Below are 18,235 nucleotides of genomic sequence, written 5' to 3' on the forward strand. Positions count from 1 at the left end.
GGTTCGCGGGGCGCCGGGTAAATGTTCCGCAGCAACCAAACTCGTATGAGGTTGAGAGGTATGGCTTCCAAGCATCGTATGTCCGCTTCGGCGAAACAAGGCCGGACCCTGTCGTGGCCCGTCATCATCGGCGGTTCCATGTCCTTCACGGTCGCGTCCGCCGGTGTCCTGGCAGGAGCCTTCGTGTACTTCGCCGCGCCCGCCCCCATCGAAGCCACGACTCCGATGCCGCAGGCGGCCAGCAGTGCGCCGGTGACCCAGAACGGCACCGTCATCGCGGTGACGTCGGATTCGGTCACCACCCGCAGCGACAACGGCGCGATCCAGACATACCGCATCACCCCGGACACCACCGCCGTGACGTTCGACCGTCAACAGGCGGCCAGTCCCGCGGCCAACTTCGCCGTGGACGATCGCGTGTCGGTGTTCGCCACCTTCGACGCGGGCCAGCATGTCGCAACCGCGGTCGCCGACCAGCAGGCCGTCGGCCCGAACGGTCCGCCGATGGACTATCTCGCGTCGCCGTAATCTCAGCGGACGGCGATGACCACCTTGCCGCGTGCCGAGCGATTCTCCAGCGCCGCAATCGCATCCGCGGCCCGCGCAAAAGGATAAACCTCCGGTTGCGGAGCCGTGAGCGTCCCCGAGGCCAGCATCGGTTCGATCTCCGCCCACTGCTCCCGCACATATCCGGGATGGGCGAAAGTCCAAGCGCCCCAGCCCACGCCGACGACGTCGACGTTGTTGAGCAGTAGCCGGTTGACCTTGACCGTGGGGATGTCGCCGCCGGTGAAGCCGATCACCAGCAGGCGTCCGCCGGGCGCCAGTGAGCGGATCGAATCGGTGAACCGATCGCCGCCGACCGGATCGACCACCACGTCGACACCGCGTCCGCCGGTCAACTCCTTGACCGCATCCTTGAAGCCGTCGGCCAACACGACGTCCGACGCGCCGGCGTTCCGCGCCACCTCTTTCTTCGCCTCGGTACTGACCACCGCGATGGTGCGGGCCGCACCGAAGGCTGGAGCCAGCCGCAGGGTGGAGGTGCCGATCCCGCCGGCGGCCCCGTGCACCAGCACGGTCTCACCAGCCGCGAGACGGCCGCGGGTCCGCAACGCGCAGTGCACCGTCAGATCGTTGAACAACAGGCCGGCGCCGGCTTCGAACGTCACCGCATCCGGCAGCGGGAACACCCGATCGGGCGGCAGCGCAACGACTTCGGCCATACCGCCGGACAGCATCGTCAGGCCGGCCACGCGGTCTCCCGCAGCGAATCCGCAGCCGCCTGGCGCGCTGCGCACCACGCCGGCGATCTCGGCGCCCGGGCTGAACGGCAGATCGGGTTTGTATTGGTAGAGGCCCCGGGTGAGCAGGGCGTCGGGGAAGGCCACCCCGGCCGCGTGCACGTCGATGATCACCTGATCGTCGGCATGCGGTTCGTCGACGTCGACGAGCTCCACCGCGCCGGGACCGTCGAGCCGGGTTACATGGATCGCGCGCATGGCGGCCTTTCTGTCGTCGACGGAACCATTTAACATCCCGGAGTGATCGACGCCCGTGCCGCGGTGCTGCTGGCCCCAGGAGCAGATCCCGTCCTGACCGACGTGACGGTGCGCGCGCCGGTGGCCGACGAGGTCCTCGTCCGCATCGACGCGGCCGGGATCTGCCACACCGACATCAGCGTCGCCGCGCGCTGGCCGCAACGCCGCACGCCGATGGTTTTCGGTCACGAAGGCTGCGGCACCGTGGTCGAGGCCGGTCCCACGGCCGACCTGCGCCCAGGCCGGCGGGTCGTACTCACCTTCGCCAGCTGCGGCCGGTGCGCATTCTGCGCGGCGGGACACCCCGCCTACTGCGCGGACTCCACGGCGCTGAACCTACGCGGAGACGGCGGCGGGGACGGCAGTGCGCTGCAGACCGAGGGCCACGCCGTCGGCGGCGGATTCTTCGGGCAATCCAGTCACGCCACGTTCGCGATCGTCCGCCGCCGCAATGCGGTGGTGATCCCCGACGACGTCGATCCGGTATTGGCCGCACCGCTGGGCTGCAGCGTGCAGACCGGTGTCGGCACGGTCCTCAACGCGCTCGCCACCCGGCCCGGCGAGTCGATGGCGATCTTCGGCGCCGGGGCGGTCGGACTGTCTGCGGTGATGGGAGCACGAATCGCGCGCTGCCGGACAATCGTCGCAGTCGATCCGGTCGCCGAGCGACGGCACCTGGCCGCGGACTTCGGCGCGACCGCCACCATCGATCCCGCGGACGGTGACGTCGCCGCGCGCATCGTGGAGCTGACGGCCGGCGGCGCCCATGCCGCGGTCGACACCACCGCGCTGCCCGAGGTGCTGACCACGGCGATCACAGCGCTGCGGTCGCGCGGCGCGCTGGCCGTCGTGGGCCTCGGAGCGCCGATGGCGTCCCTGCCGGTGGGTTCGATCATGGGCAAAGGGCTGACCGTGCGCGGTGTGGTGGAGGGCGACAGCGAGCCGCAGACCTTCATCCCCCGGCTGGTGGCCATGGTGAGCACCGGTGACCTGCCGATCGAGCGCATGGTCACCCGATACCCGTTCAGCCAGTTCGACCAGGCCTGGACCGCCGCCCGCACCGGCACCGCGGTCAAGCCGGTGCTGGCGATGACATGAACCGCCCGGCAGGCGGGACAATGCCGACCCGGCACGTTCATCGGCAGTTAAGCTGACGTCCCCGTCAGTGTTGCCGGAGTGATCGGAGCGGCCCATGAGCCGAGTTGCCACCTTCGACGCCGCGAAGGCGTTGCCCCCGCGTCGGGTGGTGCCCGTCCGGTCGGCGGACGGCGTGCGACTGCACACCGAGGTCTTCGGCCCCGAGGACGCCCCTCCGGTCGTACTGGCCCACGGCATCACCTGTGCGCTCCGGGTGTGGGCGTATCAGATCGCCGATCTGGCCCGCGATCATCGAGTCATCGCGTTCGATCACCGAGGGCACGGACGCAGCGGCGTGCCGCCCCGTCGCACCGGCTACAGCCTGGACCTGCTTGCCGCCGATCTCGATGCGGTGCTGGCCGCCACCGTCGCCCCCGGCGAGCGCGCGGTGGTCGCCGGCCACTCCATGGGCGGTATCGCGATCACGTCCTGGGCCCGGCGCTATCCGGCCCGGGTCCGGCAGCGTGCTGCCGCGGTCGCGCTGATCAACACCACCACGGGGGACCTGCTGCGCGACGTGCAGTTCCTTCCTGTGCCGCAACGACTCTCGGCCACCCGGGTGCTGGCGGCAGGAACGATGCTCAAACGGTTCGGCGCCACGCCGCTGCCGTCGGCGGCGCATCGCGCGAACCGGCGTTTCGTGTCCGCGCTGGCCGTCGGCCGTACCGCCGACCCGGCGGTCGCCGGGTTCGTCTACGAACTGTTCGCCGCAACCCCGCCGGCGGGACGCGGCGGCTGGGCCTCGGTCCTGGTCGACCGGCTCGGGCCCGAGCACATCGGTCTGGACAACCTGGCGGTGCCGACGCTGGTGGTCGGCAGCCGGCACGATCGGCTGCTGCCGATCACGGCGTCACGACGGATCGCCGAGCAGGTACCGGATCTCGCCGACTTCCTCGAGCTGCCGGGTGGCCATTGCGCGATCCTGGAACACCCGGACGAGGTGAACGGTGCGTTGCGGAGCCTGGCCGCATCGGCCGTCGGCGCGGCACGCGCGAGCTCCTGAGCTTCAGGGGGTCGCCGACAGTGCGCGGTGCACCTCGGCCGCGGCCCGCTGCCCCGAGCGCACGGCGCCGTCGAGGAAACCGGTCCACGTGTCCGCGGTCTCGGTACCGGCCCAGTGGATGCCGTCGACGGGTGCGCGTAGCCATTGGCCGTAGCTCGTCCAGGCTCCGGGCGGCACGGCCGCGGTGGGTCCGCCCGGCGCGAATTCTTCTGCGCCCCAGCAATGATCGATGTAGTCGATGGGTTCGGCGGCCGCGTCGCCGAATAGTGCGACGAATCCGGCCAGCGCCTGCTCGCGCCGCTGGTCGGGCGGCAGTGCATCGAACGCCGCGGCGTCGGTGAAGCCGAGGAGGATCCCCGGGCCCTCGCCGGACGGGCTGACGTCGAAGGTGATGAACACCGGACCCTCGTCGGACAGCGCCTCACCCGAACAGCCGCCGTCGCGCCAGAACGGGGTGGGATAGGCGGCGTAGGCCTTGCTGAGCCGGCCCTGCGGCCACTGCTTCGCCAACTCGATGTGGCCGCGCGGCAGCGGCGGTTCGAACGCGATGGCCTGCCGGTGCGCGGGGGCCACCGCGACAATCACGGCGCGCACCGTGGTTGTGCCCGCTGCGGTGTCGACGCGCAGGGTGCCGTCGTCGAGCCGTTCGACCCGGCGCACCGGAGCGTCGAGCAGCACCCGGTCGCCGAGTTCGGTGGCGATCCGCTGCGCGATGTCCTGGGTGCCGCTGGGGAATCGGTCCTGCTGAGCGCCGCCCTCGACGTCGAGCATGCGCCCGATGCCGCCGGCGGCCTTGACGTAGCGAACGGCGTGCAGCATCGACACCGCATCCGGTTCGCATCCCCAGGTCACGCGGGACATGATCGCCATCAGGTCGCGGGTGGAGGCGCTGGCGCGCACCGACCGCAACCAGGCCTCCAGCGTGATGTCGTCGAGCCGGTGCGCAGTCGGTCCGGTCCACGGCCGGTCGACGGGCACCTGCTTGCACAGCCGCTCGAAGCGCCACTGGATGCGCGAGACGTCGAGCAGTTCGATGATCGACAGACGGGGGACGGTGCTGCGATAGCTGCGCACCCGGCCGCGCCAGCGGATCAGGTTCTTACCGTGGCGGTAGGTGGGCACGGTGTGACAGCCCAGGTCAGCGGCCAGAGCGGTGACGGCGTCCTGGGTCGGGCCGACGAACGTGGCGCCGAGGTCCACCGGGGTGTCCGCGACACTGCCGGTGTACGCACGGCCGCCGACGCGGTCGCGGCCCTCGAAGACCACGACGTCGTGGCCGAACTTCCGCAGTTCGCGGGCCGCCGTCAGCCCGGCGAAACCGGCGCCCACGACGGCGACGACGGCGGTGTCGGGTGCGCTCATCTGACCAGAGTCTCATGACGCGCAGGCCCTGACAGCCACTCGCTCCGCGAGATCGTCGACGGGTCCCATTCGGGAGACCTATGGTGGGGTTGGTACGGGACGGGACCAACGGAGGTTCGATCGATGAGCAGCGAAATCAGTGAGCAGCCGGGCGAATACGCCGACGTGCTGATCATCGGCGCGGGGATTTCGGGGATCGGGGCCGCCTACCGCATCCGGGAGAGAAACCCGCAGCTCAGCTACACCGTGCTGGAGCGCAGGTCTCGCATCGGCGGCACCTGGGACCTCTTCCGCTACCCGGGTATCCGCTCCGACAGCGACATCTTCACGCTGAGCTACCCCTACGAACCGTGGACCCGGCCGGAGAACGTCGCCGACGGGGCCGACATCCGCGGCTACCTCACCCACACCGCGCACAAGTACGGCATCGACTCCCACATCCGGTTCGACACCCGCGTCGTCTCGGCGGACTGGGACTCCACCACCGACACCTGGACCGTACGGACGGTGGTGTCAGGGCCCGACGGTGAACGCGAGGCGCTCTACCGCGGCCGGTTCCTGTTCTGCGGAACCGGCTACTACAACTACGACGCCCCCTACACCCCGGAGTTCCCGGGCATCGAGGAGTTCGACGGGGACGTCGTCCATCCGCAGTTCTGGCCGGAATCACTCGACTACAGCGGTAAGCGCGTCGTGGTGATCGGCAGCGGCGCCACCGCGATCAGCCTGATCCCGGCGCTGGCCCAGCGTGCCGGGCACGTGACGATGCTGCAGCGCTCGCCCACGTACATGATGTCGATGTCGCGGTTCGACCCGATGGTGCAGTTCATCCGGAAGTTGTTGCCGCAGCGCTTGTCCCACGCCGTCGTGCGGATGCGCAACGCGATGGTGCACGTGCTGACCTATGCGATGTTCCGCAAGGCCCCACGGTTCGGCCGGTGGCTGATCCGCAACCGGACCGTCGCCGCGTTGCCGCCGGGCTACGACGTCGACGTGCACTTCAAACCGCGCTACAACCCGTGGGACCAGCGGATGTGCCTGGTGCTCGACGGTGATCTCTACGAACACATCTCCGCGGGGCGGGCGGAGGTGGTGACCGACCACATCGACCACGTGGACGCGTCGGGCATCGTGCTGGCGTCGGGGAGGCGTCTGGACGCCGACGTCATCGTGACCGCCACCGGATTGCAGTTGCAGGCGCTGGGCGGCATCAGGATCTGCCTCGACGGAGACGAGATCAAGCCGACGGACCGTTTCGTCTACAAGGAGTACCTGCTCGAGGACGTACCCAACCTGGCGTGGTGCATCGGCTACACCAACGCGTCCTGGACGCTGCGCGCCGATATGACGGCGCGGGCGTTCGCGAAGCTCATCGCGTTCACTGTGGAGCACGGCTACACCCATGCCTATCCGCACATCGGGCAGACGACGATGCAGGAGAAGCCGGCGTGGGATCTGGCGGCGGGGTATGTGCAACGGGCACCGCACGCGCTCCCGCGGTCCGGGACGCGGCGGCCGTGGCACGTGCGGCACAACTACGTGCTCGATGCGATCGACCACCGCTTCGACCGAATCGAGGAGGACATGGTCTTCGGTCGGGTGCCCGCGGTCCAGACTCAACCGGCCTGACCGGTCGGGGCGACGGAGTTCGCTACGGGGCGAGCGTCAGCCAGTCGGTGAAGCCCGACGGATCGTGCCTGCCCAGCGCGCCGTGCTCGAACAACCCCCAGCCCTCGACGGTGCGGGCGTCGATCTCGCAGGTGGCCCGGCCGACGTGGTCGATGACGCCGAACATCGCGCGGCCCGACACCGACGGATCGCTCAGGTCGTAAGTCAGCCGCTCCGTGAATTTCTCGCCGCGCCACACGCCGTGGACCCAATCGCTGTCGCCGCCGTATCCGCCGCCGATGTGGATCGGTACCGGAAGCTTCGACTCCACGTCGAAGCGCAGCGGCGTCCCGTCCGCCGCCGTGGCGTCGATGGTGGCGCCGTAGGGGATTCGGGTACCGGAGGCGTAGTGGATCTTCACCCTAGGCCAGCCCAGTTGTTCCACGCGTCCGTCGCGCCAGACGCGGGTGCAATCGTTGAGGGACCGGAACCCGTCGGGTTCCTCCTGGATGATCAGCACGAGGGCGAAGTCGTCGAACGCCATCGGCACGTAGAGCCACCACATACCCTCGAACGGCGGGTCGGCGGGGCGACCCGCGGGCTCGGCCTCACCGATCGGGCGGATGCCCCACGACCGGTCGCGTGATCCGATCCAGGTCTCCGGATCGACCGCGATCTCTTCGCCGTCGATCGCGATCCGGCCGCTCCAGGAACCGACCTGGGCGAACCGCTGCGCGTTGAGCGTCACGCGGTTACCGGTACGCAGGATGTGCGGCTGTTCCTGCACGGCGTCGAACAGCCCCTCCCACGTGAGATCGACGGCGATGCCGTCGGTTTCGTCCATGACGATCCGCAACCGCCGCAGCGGTTCCGATACCTCGACGCGGTAGGCGCCGACGCGCTGGTTAAGCCGGTCCTGGTCGATCCCGTCGGACAGGTGCACGGCGGTGTGCGTATCGCCCAGCAGTCCTCGTTCACCCTCGCCGCGCCGGGACACCAGGACGAAGGCGTCCTTGACCCCGAGGTTGGGGTAGTAGCCGATTCCGGTGATCAGGAAGATATCGCCGCTGCGGTCGTGTGCGTTGAAGTACGAGCGGTCGTAGAAATTGCGATCGGAGGATCCCGGCCACGCGATCGGTTGCGGGACCTGGTGGACCGGGAATTCGTCCATGGGACCGAGCATCAGGCGTCTCCTCCGATCAGGCGGCGCAGCAGCGCGCCGTGGTAGAACAGCGATTCCACATCGGTGGGTGGGTCCATCTCCCCGAAGTGCACCCGCCGGGCGCCGGTGCGCATGAACACACACGCCCAGATCACCCCGGAGTACACGTAGAACCAGTGCAGGTCGCCCAGTTCGACTCCGGTCCGCTGTGCGTACGTGGCGCGGACGTCCTCCTCGCGCATGAACTGCGGCATCCCCTCCATGCCCGCAAGGCCGGTCAGTTCCTGAAACACCATGTGCGCGAATATCATCCACCCGGCGTCCATCTCCCGGGGGCCGAGCGTGGCCATTTCCCAGTCCAGCACGGCCACCGGCCGGAAGTCGCGATAGAGCACGTTGCCCACCCGGGCGTCGCCCCACACGAGGACCGCCTCGGAGTCGGCGGCTTCGGTGGGCCAGTGCGCGTCGAGCCAGCCCAGCGCCTCCTCGACCAGGGTCGAACGCCCGATGTCCGGGACGGCGAACTCGTACCAGGCCTTGAGCCAATTCAGGTTTCGTCGCAGCGCATTCGCATCCGAGCCGTCGTCGAGGAAACCGAAGGTGCTCGCCGGGTCGGGGATGGAGTGCAGCTGGGCCAGCACGTCGACGGTGCTGTCCTGCAGCGTGCGCTGCTGTTCGGCGGACGCATCGTAGAGCCAGTTGCCGCCGAAGGTGTACGGCATGACATCCGGCGGCACGACGCCCTCGACGTGATCCATCAGGAAGAACGGGGTGCCGAGCACGTCACCGGATGGTTCGAGCCAGCGCACCGGGGGCACGGGAACATCGGTGAGTTCTCCGACGAGGCGGATCACCTCGAACTGGTGGTCCAACCGGTACTCGGAGAAGACGGGGACGTCCCGGGTGTTCGGGGCGATCCGCGTGACGAAGCGATTCTCGTCTCCGCCGTGGCGCACCGTCAGAACGATGGTCTCCGAGCTCATCCCGTTTGCGTCGATGCCGCTCTCGACGAGCACCTCCGGGGCGGCGTTTCCAGGCAGGTGGCCGGCCAGCCAGCCCGACATGACGGCGGGCAGGGTGGTGACATCTCTGCTGGCGCGCTGCAGGCGGCTGACGTCTTCGACGGCCGGTTCGTGTGGCATGCGGTGTTCCTTCAGCCGGCAATTACGATACGGTGAGTAGCGTTATGAAATCAGACCCGTCATCGGTTGACAAGGCCCCGGCCGCGGGACGGCCCCGCGATCCGCGTATCGACGCTGCCATACTGCAGGCCGCGACGGATCTGCTTGTGGAAATCGGGTATTCGAATCTGACGATGGCCGCCGTGGCCCAACGCGCGGGCACCACCAAGACCGCTCTCTACCGCCGGTGGTCGAGTAAGGCCGAACTCGTCCACGAGGCTGTCTTCCCGGCGTCGCCCAGCGCGCTCACCGGTCCCGGCGGCGATATCGCCGCAGACATCAGGGCCATGATCGCCGCCGCGCGGGACGTGTTCGTCAGCCCGCCCGTGCGCGCTGGGTTGCCCGGCCTGCTCGCCGACATGACTGACGATCCGGACCTCAACGCCCGGGTGATGCAGCGGTTCACCGGACTGTTCGCCGCGGTGCGCGGCCGGCTTGCCGAAGGGGTGTCGCGCGGTGAGGTGCATGCCGACGTCGACCCCGACCGACTGGTGGAGGTCATCGGTGGCGCCACCATGCTGCGAATGTTGTTGTGGCCCGGTGTGAAACTCGGCGAGGAGTGGGTCGATCAGACCTGCGCCATCGTCACCCGCGGTGTGGTGGCGTAGCGGTCGCGGGATCAAGGATCCGCCAAGGATCTTCGGAGGGCCCCGACGCATCCTTCTTTCCAGCGGGCCTGCGGCGCTCCGGTCCACCACCCGGGACACGCCGCAGGCCCGCCTCACCGCCCACGCCGAATCGCGATGTGATGCCATGGATCCATGACGTTCGAGCCGTTCCCATCGGACTGGCGTACCGCGCTGGTGCTGGTACCGCACCCCGATGACCCGGAGTACGGCATCGGCGCCGCCGTCGCGAAATGGACCGCCGCCGGCCGCACCGTGCACTACGCGCTGGCATCGCGCGGCGAGGCCGGTATCGCCGGAATGCCGCCCGACGAGGCGGGCCCGCTACGCGAACGCGAACAGCGGCGCGCCGCCGCCATCGTGGGCGTCGCCGAGCCCGCCTTCTGGGATTTCCCCGACAGCCGCATCCGCGACACTGCTGAACTGCGCGGTCGGATCGCCGAGACCATCGAGGCGCTGCACCCCGACGTCGTCGTCACCATCTACAGCGGATCCGAATGGGCGCCAGGAGCGCCGAACCAGAGCGACCACATCGAGTTCGCGACGGCCGTCGCTGCCGCCTACGACTCGATGACGGACCCGCCGGAGTGGCTGTTCGAGAACGGACCGCACGGCACACACGGCGAAACCGTCGACGGATTCCTCGACCTGGCGGTGGAGTCCCTTGCTGCTCACGAGCGTTATCTGCAGGTGCTCGATCCCGAGGTACCCGTGCGCGAACAGGCGCGCCGACAGGTGGCCGAGACCGCCGCCCAGCGACCGGAGTTCGGAGGCCGTCCGACCGTGGAGTTCATCCTCGTCCGGGAGAAGGGGAAGCGGTGAGCGACCCGGTGCTGCTGCACGCCCAGGACATCGCGTTCGTCCGTGGCGGCCGGTATTTGTTGGCCGACGTCTCGGTGGCGATCGAGGCCGGACAGAGTTGGGTGGTGCTCGGCCCGAACGGCGCGGGAAAGAGCACGCTGCTCAACCTGTTCGGGGCGATCGCCCACCCGACCAGCGGGACGGTGCACGTGCTGGGGCATCAGCTGGGTCGGGTCGACATGCGGGAACTGCGCACCCACATCGGCCACGTCAACCCGCGCCACCGGGTGGACAGTCCGCTGACCGCCCGCCAAGTAGTGCTGACCGGTCTTACCAACACACCGGATTTCATCCCCCGCTGGGCTCCGACGGGCGCGCAGGTGCGGCGCGCCGAGGAGCTCATCGGCTCGCTCGGGCTCGCCGACCGTGCGGACACGCCGTGGCAGGTGATGTCTCAGGGGGAGCGTGGCCGCACCCTGATCGCCCGCGCGTTGATCGGCGAACCGCATCTGCTCATCCTCGACGAACCGGCTACCGGGCTGGATCTGGCTGCGCGAGAACAACTCCTGGCCGCGATGGACGGGTTGCGTCACAGTGATCCGCAGCTGGCCACAGTCCTGGTCACCCACCACATCGAGGAGATCCCGGCGACGACGTCGCACGCGTTGTTGCTGCGTGCGGGCAGGGTCGTTGCGCAGGGTCCGGCCCCCGAGGTGCTCACCTCCGAGGCGATCAGCGCGTGCTTCGACCACCCCATCAACATCAACACGAGCAACGGCCGCTGGTTCGCGCAGGCGGCGCCGGCTTAATCCGGTGCGATCTGTGCGCGGTTGCGGGCGGCGACGTCGTCGAAGCGGGTGTTCAGACCGTCGAAGTCGCGCCCCTGTGAGCCGGCGATGTCCTGTTCGGCGGCCAGGGCCGGGGAGATGATCGGATCGAGTCCGCGCGCGTAGATCTCCTTGAGACCGGCCATCGTCGGTCCGGGGACTTCGGCGATCTGGGCCGCGAGAGCGATTGCGCGGGAGACCAATTCGTCGTGCGGCACCACCTCGGTGACCAGGCCGATCTGCTCGGCGCGTGCCGCGGAGACCACCTCGCCGGTCATCGACAACCGGCGGGCCATCGCCGCGCCCACCACCTGGGGGAGCCGGGCCGTCATCCCGCCGCCGGGCAGGATGCCGACGCGGGCGTGGGTGTCGGCGAACACCGCGCGGTCGGACGCGACGAGGAAGTCGCAACCCAACGCCATCTCCAATCCGCCGGTGAACACCGCGCCGTTGACCGCACCGATGATCGGTGTGCGCATCTCGGCGACCCGGGTGATGCAGCTCTGCGTCCGGAACTCGTCGAAGTAGTCGGTGCCGTCGCGCGCGGCCTCTTTGAGATCGACGCCGGCGCAGAACGCCGGGTCGGCGCCGGTGAGCACGACCGCCCGCACCGCTTCGTCGGCGTCGGCGGTGTCCAGTGCCGTGTAGAGCGTGCGGATCAGATCGCGGCTCAGCGCGTTGCGCGCCTCCGGCCGGTTCATGGTCAGCAGCCGGACCGGGCCTACATCGGCAGTCAGCACGAGGGACGTCATGGCACCATCCTCGCGCCGAGATCGACGTTCTGCCCGCATCCACTCGCACTTCTGCGCCCAATTGTTCATCTGGGCGGAAAGAAGTTCAGCGGAGGAAGAGGTCCGCGTTATTCGCCAGGTCGAGCAGCGGCTGCGGCAGCGCGCCGAGGGCAAATGTCACCGCCGCGGTGACGGTGACGGCGGCGGTCGTCATCCCGCTGGGCGCCACGACCTGCGGCGGGTCGGCGGGCGGCTCGGTGAAGAACATCAGCACGATCACCCGCACGTAGAAGTAGGCGGCGATGGCGCTGGCGACGACACCGACCACCACCAGGGGCATCGCCCCACCTTCACCCGCGGCCTTGAACACCGCGAACTTGCTGACGAAGCCGCTGGTGAGCGGGATTCCGGCGAATGCGAGCAGGAAGAGCGCGAACACCGCACCGACGAGCGGGTGGCGCCGACCCAGCCCCGCCCATCGCGCCATCGCCGTATCCTCGTCGCCGTTCCCGTCGCGGACCAGGCTCACCACCGCGAACGCCCCGAGCGTGGAGAAGCCGTACGCGAACAGATAGAACAACGTCGACGACAGTCCCGGCCGGTTCTCGGCGACGACGCCGACGAGGATGAACCCGGTGTGCGCGACCGCCGAGTACGCCAGCATCCGCTTGACGTCGGTCTGGGTCACTGCCGTCACGGTGCCGACCGTCATCGTCAGGATGGCGACGGCCCACAGCACCGGACGCCAGTCGTCCCGCAGTTCCGGCAGCGCGACGTAGAAGATCCGCAGCAGCGCCCCGAACGCGGCGATCTTGGTCGCCGCCGCCATGAACGCCGTGACCGGCGTCGGCGCCCCCTGGTACACGTCCGGGATCCAGGTGTGGAACGGCACCGCACCCACTTTGAACAACACGCCGACGAGGACCAGCGCGGTGCCGATCAGCGCCAGGGACGTCTTGCCCGATCCATCGGCCACCGCCGCGGCGATACCGCGGAGGTCCATGGTGCCCGCGTAGCCGTAGAGCATGGCGGCGCCGTAGAGGAAGATCGCCGAGGAGAACGCGCCGAGGAGGAAGTACTTGAGCGCGGCCTCCTGGGACAGCAGGCGCCGGCGGCGGGCCAACCCGCACAGCAGGTACAGCGGCAGGGACAGCACCTCGAGCGCGATGAACATCGTCAACAGGTCGTCGGATGCCGGGAAGAGCAACATGCCGCCGACGGCGAACATCGTCAGTGGGAAGATCTCGGTCTGCATGGCCGCCGCCCTGGTCGCCTGCAGCTCGGCCACACTGCCCGCCACCGCGGAGCCCTGGGGCGTGAAGGCGTCGAGACCCCTGCCGCCGCCGGCGGTTTCGGCACTGGCGCCGATTTGGCGTTCGGCCATCAGCAGGATGCCCAGCACGGCGACAAGCAGGATGGTGCCCTGCAGGAACAGCGCGGGCCGGTCGACGACGACCGATCCGCCGACCGCGGCGCGGCCGATTTCGCCCGCCATGTCACGGGCCACCACGAACACCGCGACCAGGGCGGCGCCCGTCGCGGCCAGCGCGAGGCCGACCTGGGCGGCGTATCGGCTGCGCCGTGGCGCGAACGCCTCGATCAGGACACCCAGGACGGCGGCGCCCAGGACGATGAGCATCGGCGACAGCACGCCGTATTCGACGGACGGAGTGGGGATCATCGACCTGCCCCCTCGGCGATCGGCGCTGGATCCTGTTGGTCGATCGTGGTCAGCGTGTGGCTGACGGCCGGATCGATCACGTCGAGCACCGGTTTGGGATACACGCCGAGCACCAGCAGCAGCGCGATGAGCGGTGTGACGACGACGAGTTCCCGCGGCACCAGGTCACGCACCCGCCTGGGGCCGTCGACGAGATCGTCGGCCACCGGTCCGGTCATCATGCGCTGGTACATCCACAGCACATACACCGCCGACAGCACCAACGCCGTGCTGGCAAGGACCGCGAACACCGGATAGCGGGTGAATGTGCCGATGAGGACCAGGAATTCGCTGACGAACGGAGCCAACCCGGGCAGTGACAGCGTCGCCAGGCCGGCGACGAGGAACGTCCCCGCCAGCACAGGGGCCACCTTCTGCACCCCGCCGTAGGAGGAGATGAGCCGGGATCCGCGACGGGACACCAGGAATCCGGCGATGAGGAACAGCGCGGCGGTGGAGATGCCGTGGTTGATCATGTAGAGCGTCGAGCCGGTCTGACCCTGGCTGGTCATCACGAAGATGCCGAGGATGATGAACCCGAAGTGCGAGATCGACGTATAGGCGATCAGCCGCATGACATCGGTCTGCCCAATCGCCACCACCGCGCCGTAGATGATGCCCACGACGGCCAGCGCGATCACGAACGGGCGGAACAGCGTCGACGCGTCGGGGAAGAGCTGCAAGCAGTACCGAAGCATGCCGAACGTGCCGACCTTGTCCATCACCGCCATCATCAGCACGGCGCTGGCCGGAGTGGCCTCGACCGCGGCGTCGGGCAGCCAGCGGTGGAACGGCCATAGCGGCGCTTTGACGGCGAACGCGAACATGAAGCCCAGGAACAGCAGGTTCAGTACGGCGGGGTCGACGACGAAGTCGCCGGCGGAGACTGCAGCGACGATCGCGCGGAAGTCGAAGGTGCCAGCGTCGAACGCGTCGCTGCCGGCGGTGACGACGTACAGCCCGATCACGGCGGCCAACATGACGAGCCCGCCGAAGAGGTTGTACAACAGGAACTTCACCGCCGCCTTCGACGATGCTGCGCGGTCGGCGCCGAAACCACCGATGAGGAAGTACATCGGGATGAGCATCGCCTCGAAGAAGACGTAGAACAGCAGGACGTCGAGCGCCACCAGCGACATGAACACCATGCCCTCGACGACGAGGGTCAGGGCGAGGTAGGTGTGCACCGAACGGGCCTGCGGTGCGCTGTCGGCGTCGTTCCACCCGGCGATGATCAGCAGCGGGACGAGGACGGCGGTCAGGACGATCAGTGCCAACGCGATGCCGTCGACTCCGAGGATGTAGCCGGTACCGAATGACGGTATCCAGCGCCGGGATTCGACGAATTGGTACTGCTCGCCGTCCGGCTCGAATCCCATCGCGACGACGGCGGTGACCGCCAGCGCGAGCAGCGACACCCCGAGTGCCACCCACTTCGCCACAGCGCGTCGCGGTGCGAGCATCACCGCGCCGGCGCCGACGATCGGCGCCGCCCACAGCACGCTCAGCCACGGCACCGACGTCACCACAGGTTCACCGCCAGGATCACCGCGACGACGAGCGTCGCGCCGCCGAGCATCGACAGCGCATAGTTCCGAACGTATCCGGTCTGCAGTTCCCGCAACCGGTCCGATGTCGCCGCGACCACCGCGGCCAGACCGGTGGCGGCGCCGTCGACGGCCCTGTCGTCGACGCGGACCGTCCATGCGGTCACAGTCTGCCCGGGACGCATGAACACCTGCTCGTTGAATGCGTCGCTGTAGAGGTCGCGGCGGGCGGCGACGGTCAGCACCGAACCAGCCGGCACCTCCTTCGGGATCTCACGCCGCGCGTACATCCGGTAGGCGATGCCGATGCCGACGGCGACCACCGCCAGGATCACGGCGGTGGCGACGGCGACCGGTACCGCGTGGGTCTCTTCATGGCTGCCGACGACCGGTTCGAGCCAGTGCGACAACGTGCCCCCGATCGCCAGCAGTCCGCCCGAAGCCACCGAACCGACGGCCAGCAGGATCATCGGCACGGTCATCACCGCCGGCGCCTCGTGGGGATGTACTCCGGCCTCTTCCCCCGTCGCTCCGCTCGCCCCGGTTTCCGCCCAGCGCTTCTCGCCGAAGAACGTCATCAGCATCACCCGGGTCATGTAGAACGCGGTGATCCCGGCGCCGAGTATCGCGACGCCGCCGAGGACCCAGCCCTTCACCCCACCGGCGTTCAGCGCGGCCTCGATGATGCCGTCCTTGGAGAAGAAGCCGGCCAGCGGCGGGACCCCGATGATGGCGAGGTATCCCAGCCCGAAAGTGACGAAGGTGATCGGCAGGGCTTTGCGCAGGCCGCCGTAGCGGCGCATGTTCACCTCGTCGTTCATGGCGTGCATCACCGAACCCGCGCCGAGGAACAGACCGGCTTTGAAGAACCCGTGCGTCAGCAGATGCATGATCGCGAAGGCGTATCCGGCGGGGCCGAGACCAGCGGCGAGCACCATGTAGCCGATCTGGCTCATCGTCGACGCGGCGAGCGCCTTCTTGATGTCGTCCTTCGCGCAGCCGATGATCGCCCCGAACAACAGCGTCACGGCGCCGACGGTGACGACGGCGAGCTGTGCGGTCGGCGCCAGGTCGAACACCGGCCCGGAGCGCACGATCAGGTACACGCCGGCGGTCACCATCGTCGCGGCGTGGATCAGCGCCGACACCGGTGTCGGACCCTCCATCGCATCGCCCAGCCACGACTGCAGCGGCACCTGCGCGGACTTCCCGCAGGCGCCGAGCAGCAGGAGCAGTCCGATCGCGGTCAGGGTGCCTTCGCCGAGTTGCGGTGCCGCGCCGAACACTTCGGCATACGACACCGATCCGACGGTGGCGAACATGACCATCAGGGCGATCGCCAGTCCCATGTCGCCGACCCGGTTGACGACGAACGCCTTCTTGGCGGCGGTGGCGGCCGACGGTTTGTGCGACCAGAAGCCGATCAGCAGATATGACGCCAGACCGACGCCCTCCCAGCCGAAGTAGAGGCCCAGGTAGTTGTCGGCCAGCACGAGCAGCAGCATCGCGGCGAGGAACAGGTTGAGGTAGGCGAAGAAACGCCTCCGACCGGCGTCATCTTTCATGTATCCGATGGAGTAGATGTGGATCAGCGAGCCGACACCGGTGATCAGCAGCGCGAAGCAGATCGAGAGCTGATCGAGCTGCAGCCCGAAGTCGACCTGCAGTTCGGCCACCGGGACCCAGGAGAACAGGGTTTCGTGCACCGCACGGTCCTCGGCGGAGCGGCCCAGCATGCCGGCGAACAGCAATACGGCCACCACGAAAGACGCCAGAGCGGCTGCGGTTCCGAGCAGATGGCCCCAGCGGTCCGAGCGCCGGCCGGCCAACAGCAGGATGAGCGCACCCGCCAACGGGAACGCGATCAGCGGCCACACCGCAGTCGTCATCGCGCCCCCATCAGGTCGCGCTCTTCTTCGCGCAAGCGCTCATCAGTGCCTCAGGAGGTTGGCGTCGTCGACCGAGGCCGAGCGGCGCGTCCGGTAGAGCGTCATGATGATGGCCAGGCCGATCACCACTTCGCACGCCGCCACCACCATGGTGAAGAAGGCGACCACCTGACCGTCGAGACTCCCGTGCATCCGGGAGAAGCCGACGAACGCCAGGTTGGCGGCGTTGAGCATCAGTTCCACGCACATGAACATGACGATGGCGTTGCGGCGCAACAGGACTCCGGAGGCGCCGATCGTGAACAGCAGCGCGGACAGATACAGGTAGTTGTCGGGGTTCACCGGTGCCCGTCCCTTTCGTCGCGCTGAGGGGGGACCGGGCGGGGCTGCAGGATCGTGCTGACCGACGGCTTCGCCGCGCTGCCATCCGGCAGCCGCCCGGGCATGTCGACAGCGTTGTGGCGCGCGTAGACACCGGGATTGGGCATCGGGGTCGCATGACCTCCGTCCTGAAAGCGTTCGATCGACAACTCCCGCTGGGTCTTGCGGTGTCCGAAACGCTCCCGGTGTGCGAGCACCATGGCGCCGAGCGCCGCGGTGATCAGCAGGGCGCCGGTCAGCTCGAACGCCCACAGGTATCGCGTGAAGATCAGCGTTGCCAGACCTTCGACGTTGCCGCCGCTGTTGGCCTGGGCCAGTCCGGCGAAACCTGCCGTCGACACGGTGCCGATGCCCGCGATCAGCAGCACACCGAATCCGACGCCGATGCCGATGGCCGCAACGCGTTGTCCGCGAATCGTTTCCACCAGGGATTCGGACGAATCGACGCCGACGAGCATCAGCACGAACAGGAACACCATCATCACCGCGCCGGTATAGACCACCACCTGCACCACCCCGAGAAACAGGGCTTCCTGGGCGATATAGAGCACCGCAAGCGCGATCATGGCGCCGGCGAGGAAGATCGCCGAGTACACCGCTTTGGGGGCGCAGACCACGCCGAGCGCCCCGATCACCGCGATGCCGCCGAGGATCCAGAACACGACGGCCTCGCTGGTGGAGGTACGCCCCGCGGTGTCTGCGGCGAGCACCATGATGTC

The 18,235-nt window shown here is 68.7% G+C and carries 17 protein-coding genes; 7 read left to right on the forward strand and 10 right to left on the reverse strand.

What is annotated here, in order from left to right:
* Positions 1-138 precede the first annotated feature (138 nt).
* The gene (locus tag A5757_RS10615; RefSeq protein WP_231983946.1) at positions 139-528 is read left to right on the forward strand and encodes a hypothetical protein; all 390 of its coding nucleotides are present in this window, start codon (positions 139-141) and stop codon (positions 526-528) included.
* Between the two features lie 2 nt (positions 529-530).
* Here A5757_RS10615 and A5757_RS10620 read toward each other — a convergent pair whose 3' ends face one another.
* Complete coding sequence (locus A5757_RS10620; protein ID WP_066833049.1) at positions 531-1,502, reverse strand: NADPH:quinone oxidoreductase family protein; 972 nt, start codon at positions 1,500-1,502, stop codon at positions 531-533.
* 42 nt (positions 1,503-1,544) lie between these two features.
* On the opposite strand from A5757_RS10620, the gene A5757_RS10625 reads away from it, so the two are divergent.
* Both A5757_RS10625 and A5757_RS10630 read left to right on the forward strand, forming a co-directional pair.
* Positions 1,545-2,639: an NAD(P)-dependent alcohol dehydrogenase gene (locus A5757_RS10625; protein WP_066833052.1), complete on the forward strand. Its 1,095-nt coding sequence runs from the start codon at positions 1,545-1,547 to the stop codon at positions 2,637-2,639.
* A 94-nt stretch (positions 2,640-2,733) separates the two neighbouring features.
* Entirely contained in the window at positions 2,734-3,681 is a 948-nt protein-coding gene (locus A5757_RS10630; protein WP_066833055.1) for an alpha/beta fold hydrolase, read from the forward strand.
* Positions 3,682-3,684: 3 nt separating this feature from the next.
* On the opposite strand, the gene A5757_RS10635 is transcribed toward A5757_RS10630, so the two are convergent.
* Positions 3,685-5,043: a flavin monoamine oxidase family protein gene (locus A5757_RS10635; RefSeq protein ID WP_066833058.1), complete on the reverse strand. Its 1,359-nt coding sequence runs from the start codon at positions 5,041-5,043 to the stop codon at positions 3,685-3,687.
* Positions 5,044-5,166: 123 nt separating this feature from the next.
* On the opposite strand from A5757_RS10635, the gene A5757_RS10640 reads away from it, so the two are divergent.
* Positions 5,167-6,672, forward strand: coding sequence for an NAD(P)/FAD-dependent oxidoreductase (locus A5757_RS10640; RefSeq protein ID WP_066833061.1), 1,506 nt, complete (start codon positions 5,167-5,169; stop codon positions 6,670-6,672).
* Positions 6,673-6,694: 22 nt separating this feature from the next.
* Here the strand turns inward: A5757_RS10640 and A5757_RS10645 are convergent, their stop codons facing one another.
* Both A5757_RS10645 and A5757_RS10650 read right to left on the reverse strand, forming a co-directional pair.
* A complete protein-coding gene (locus tag A5757_RS10645) occupies positions 6,695-7,834 on the reverse strand; it encodes a hypothetical protein (RefSeq protein WP_066833063.1) in 1,140 nt (379 codons plus the stop codon).
* Positions 7,834-8,955, reverse strand: a complete 1,122-nt coding sequence (locus A5757_RS10650; RefSeq protein WP_066833066.1) for a phosphotransferase family protein — start codon at positions 8,953-8,955, stop codon at positions 7,834-7,836. Before A5757_RS10650 ends, A5757_RS10645 begins: the two co-directional genes overlap by 1 nt.
* A gap of 44 nt (positions 8,956-8,999) precedes the next feature.
* Between A5757_RS10650 and A5757_RS10655 the strand changes: the two genes are divergently transcribed.
* The 3 genes from A5757_RS10655 (at position 9,000) to A5757_RS10665 (ending at position 11,230) form a co-directional block, all read left to right on the forward strand.
* Positions 9,000-9,602: a TetR/AcrR family transcriptional regulator gene (locus A5757_RS10655; protein ID WP_066833068.1), complete on the forward strand. Its 603-nt coding sequence runs from the start codon at positions 9,000-9,002 to the stop codon at positions 9,600-9,602.
* Between the two features lie 153 nt (positions 9,603-9,755).
* Positions 9,756-10,442, forward strand: coding sequence for a PIG-L deacetylase family protein (locus A5757_RS10660; RefSeq protein WP_066833070.1), 687 nt, complete (start codon positions 9,756-9,758; stop codon positions 10,440-10,442).
* Positions 10,439-11,230 (forward strand): ABC transporter ATP-binding protein, encoded by a 792-nt coding sequence (locus A5757_RS10665; protein ID WP_066833073.1) that lies wholly within the window; start codon positions 10,439-10,441, stop codon positions 11,228-11,230. Before A5757_RS10660 ends, A5757_RS10665 begins: the two co-directional genes overlap by 4 nt.
* Here the strand turns inward: A5757_RS10665 and A5757_RS10670 are convergent.
* From A5757_RS10670 to A5757_RS10695, 6 genes are all read right to left on the reverse strand, one after another.
* On the reverse strand, positions 11,227-12,000 hold the full coding sequence (locus A5757_RS10670; RefSeq protein WP_066833079.1) for an enoyl-CoA hydratase: 774 nt from the start codon (positions 11,998-12,000) through the stop codon (positions 11,227-11,229). The two genes, A5757_RS10665 and A5757_RS10670, sit on opposite strands and share 4 nt — an antisense overlap.
* A gap of 85 nt (positions 12,001-12,085) precedes the next feature.
* On the reverse strand, positions 12,086-13,660 hold the full coding sequence (gene nuoN / locus A5757_RS10675; protein WP_066833082.1) for an NADH-quinone oxidoreductase subunit NuoN: 1,575 nt from the start codon (positions 13,658-13,660) through the stop codon (positions 12,086-12,088).
* Positions 13,657-15,228, reverse strand: coding sequence for an NADH-quinone oxidoreductase subunit M (locus tag A5757_RS10680; RefSeq protein ID WP_066833086.1), 1,572 nt, complete (start codon positions 15,226-15,228; stop codon positions 13,657-13,659). Before A5757_RS10680 ends, nuoN begins: the two co-directional genes overlap by 4 nt.
* Positions 15,222-17,135 (reverse strand): NADH-quinone oxidoreductase subunit L, encoded by a 1,914-nt coding sequence (gene nuoL, locus A5757_RS10685; protein ID WP_066833089.1) that lies wholly within the window; start codon positions 17,133-17,135, stop codon positions 15,222-15,224. The genes A5757_RS10680 and nuoL overlap by 7 nt, the downstream gene beginning before the upstream one ends.
* Before the next feature lie 42 nt (positions 17,136-17,177).
* Positions 17,178-17,477 carry an NADH-quinone oxidoreductase subunit NuoK gene (nuoK, locus tag A5757_RS10690; RefSeq protein WP_066833091.1) on the reverse strand — a complete coding sequence of 100 codons (300 nt, stop codon included), beginning with the start codon at positions 17,475-17,477 and terminating at the stop codon, positions 17,178-17,180.
* Positions 17,474-18,229, reverse strand: coding sequence for an NADH-quinone oxidoreductase subunit J (locus A5757_RS10695; protein WP_066833254.1), 756 nt, complete (start codon positions 18,227-18,229; stop codon positions 17,474-17,476). The genes nuoK and A5757_RS10695 overlap by 4 nt, the downstream gene beginning before the upstream one ends.
* Positions 18,230-18,235 lie beyond the last annotated feature (6 nt).

This window comes from Mycobacterium sp. 852013-51886_SCH5428379 (assembly GCF_001665575.1).
Classification (GTDB): Bacteria; Actinomycetota; Actinomycetes; order Mycobacteriales; family Mycobacteriaceae; genus Mycobacterium.

Excerpts from the sequence above, each read along its gene's own strand:
- A5757_RS10620 (WP_066833049.1), bottom strand. The coding sequence starts at position 1,502 with ATGCGCGCGATCCATGTAACCCGGCTCGACGGTCCCGGCGCGGTGGAG.
- nuoN (WP_066833082.1), bottom strand. The coding sequence starts at position 13,660 with ATGATCCCCACTCCGTCCGTCGAATACGGCGTGCTGTCGCCGATGCTC.
- A5757_RS10645 (WP_066833063.1), bottom strand. The coding sequence starts at position 7,834 with ATGCTCGGTCCCATGGACGAATTCCCGGTCCACCAGGTCCCGCAACCG.
- A5757_RS10630 (WP_066833055.1), top strand. The coding sequence starts at position 2,734 with ATGAGCCGAGTTGCCACCTTCGACGCCGCGAAGGCGTTGCCCCCGCGT.
- A5757_RS10695 (WP_066833254.1), bottom strand. The coding sequence starts at position 18,229 with ATGGTGCTCGCCGCAGACACCGCGGGGCGTACCTCCACCAGCGAGGCC.
- A5757_RS10615 (WP_231983946.1), top strand. The coding sequence starts at position 139 with ATGTCCTTCACGGTCGCGTCCGCCGGTGTCCTGGCAGGAGCCTTCGTG.
- nuoL (WP_066833089.1), bottom strand. The coding sequence starts at position 17,135 with ATGACGACTGCGGTGTGGCCGCTGATCGCGTTCCCGTTGGCGGGTGCG.
- A5757_RS10670 (WP_066833079.1), bottom strand. The coding sequence starts at position 12,000 with ATGACGTCCCTCGTGCTGACTGCCGATGTAGGCCCGGTCCGGCTGCTG.
- A5757_RS10650 (WP_066833066.1), bottom strand. The coding sequence starts at position 8,955 with ATGCCACACGAACCGGCCGTCGAAGACGTCAGCCGCCTGCAGCGCGCC.
- A5757_RS10660 (WP_066833070.1), top strand. The coding sequence starts at position 9,756 with ATGACGTTCGAGCCGTTCCCATCGGACTGGCGTACCGCGCTGGTGCTG.
- A5757_RS10655 (WP_066833068.1), top strand. The coding sequence starts at position 9,000 with ATGAAATCAGACCCGTCATCGGTTGACAAGGCCCCGGCCGCGGGACGG.
- A5757_RS10635 (WP_066833058.1), bottom strand. The coding sequence starts at position 5,043 with ATGAGCGCACCCGACACCGCCGTCGTCGCCGTCGTGGGCGCCGGTTTC.
- A5757_RS10640 (WP_066833061.1), top strand. The coding sequence starts at position 5,167 with ATGAGCAGCGAAATCAGTGAGCAGCCGGGCGAATACGCCGACGTGCTG.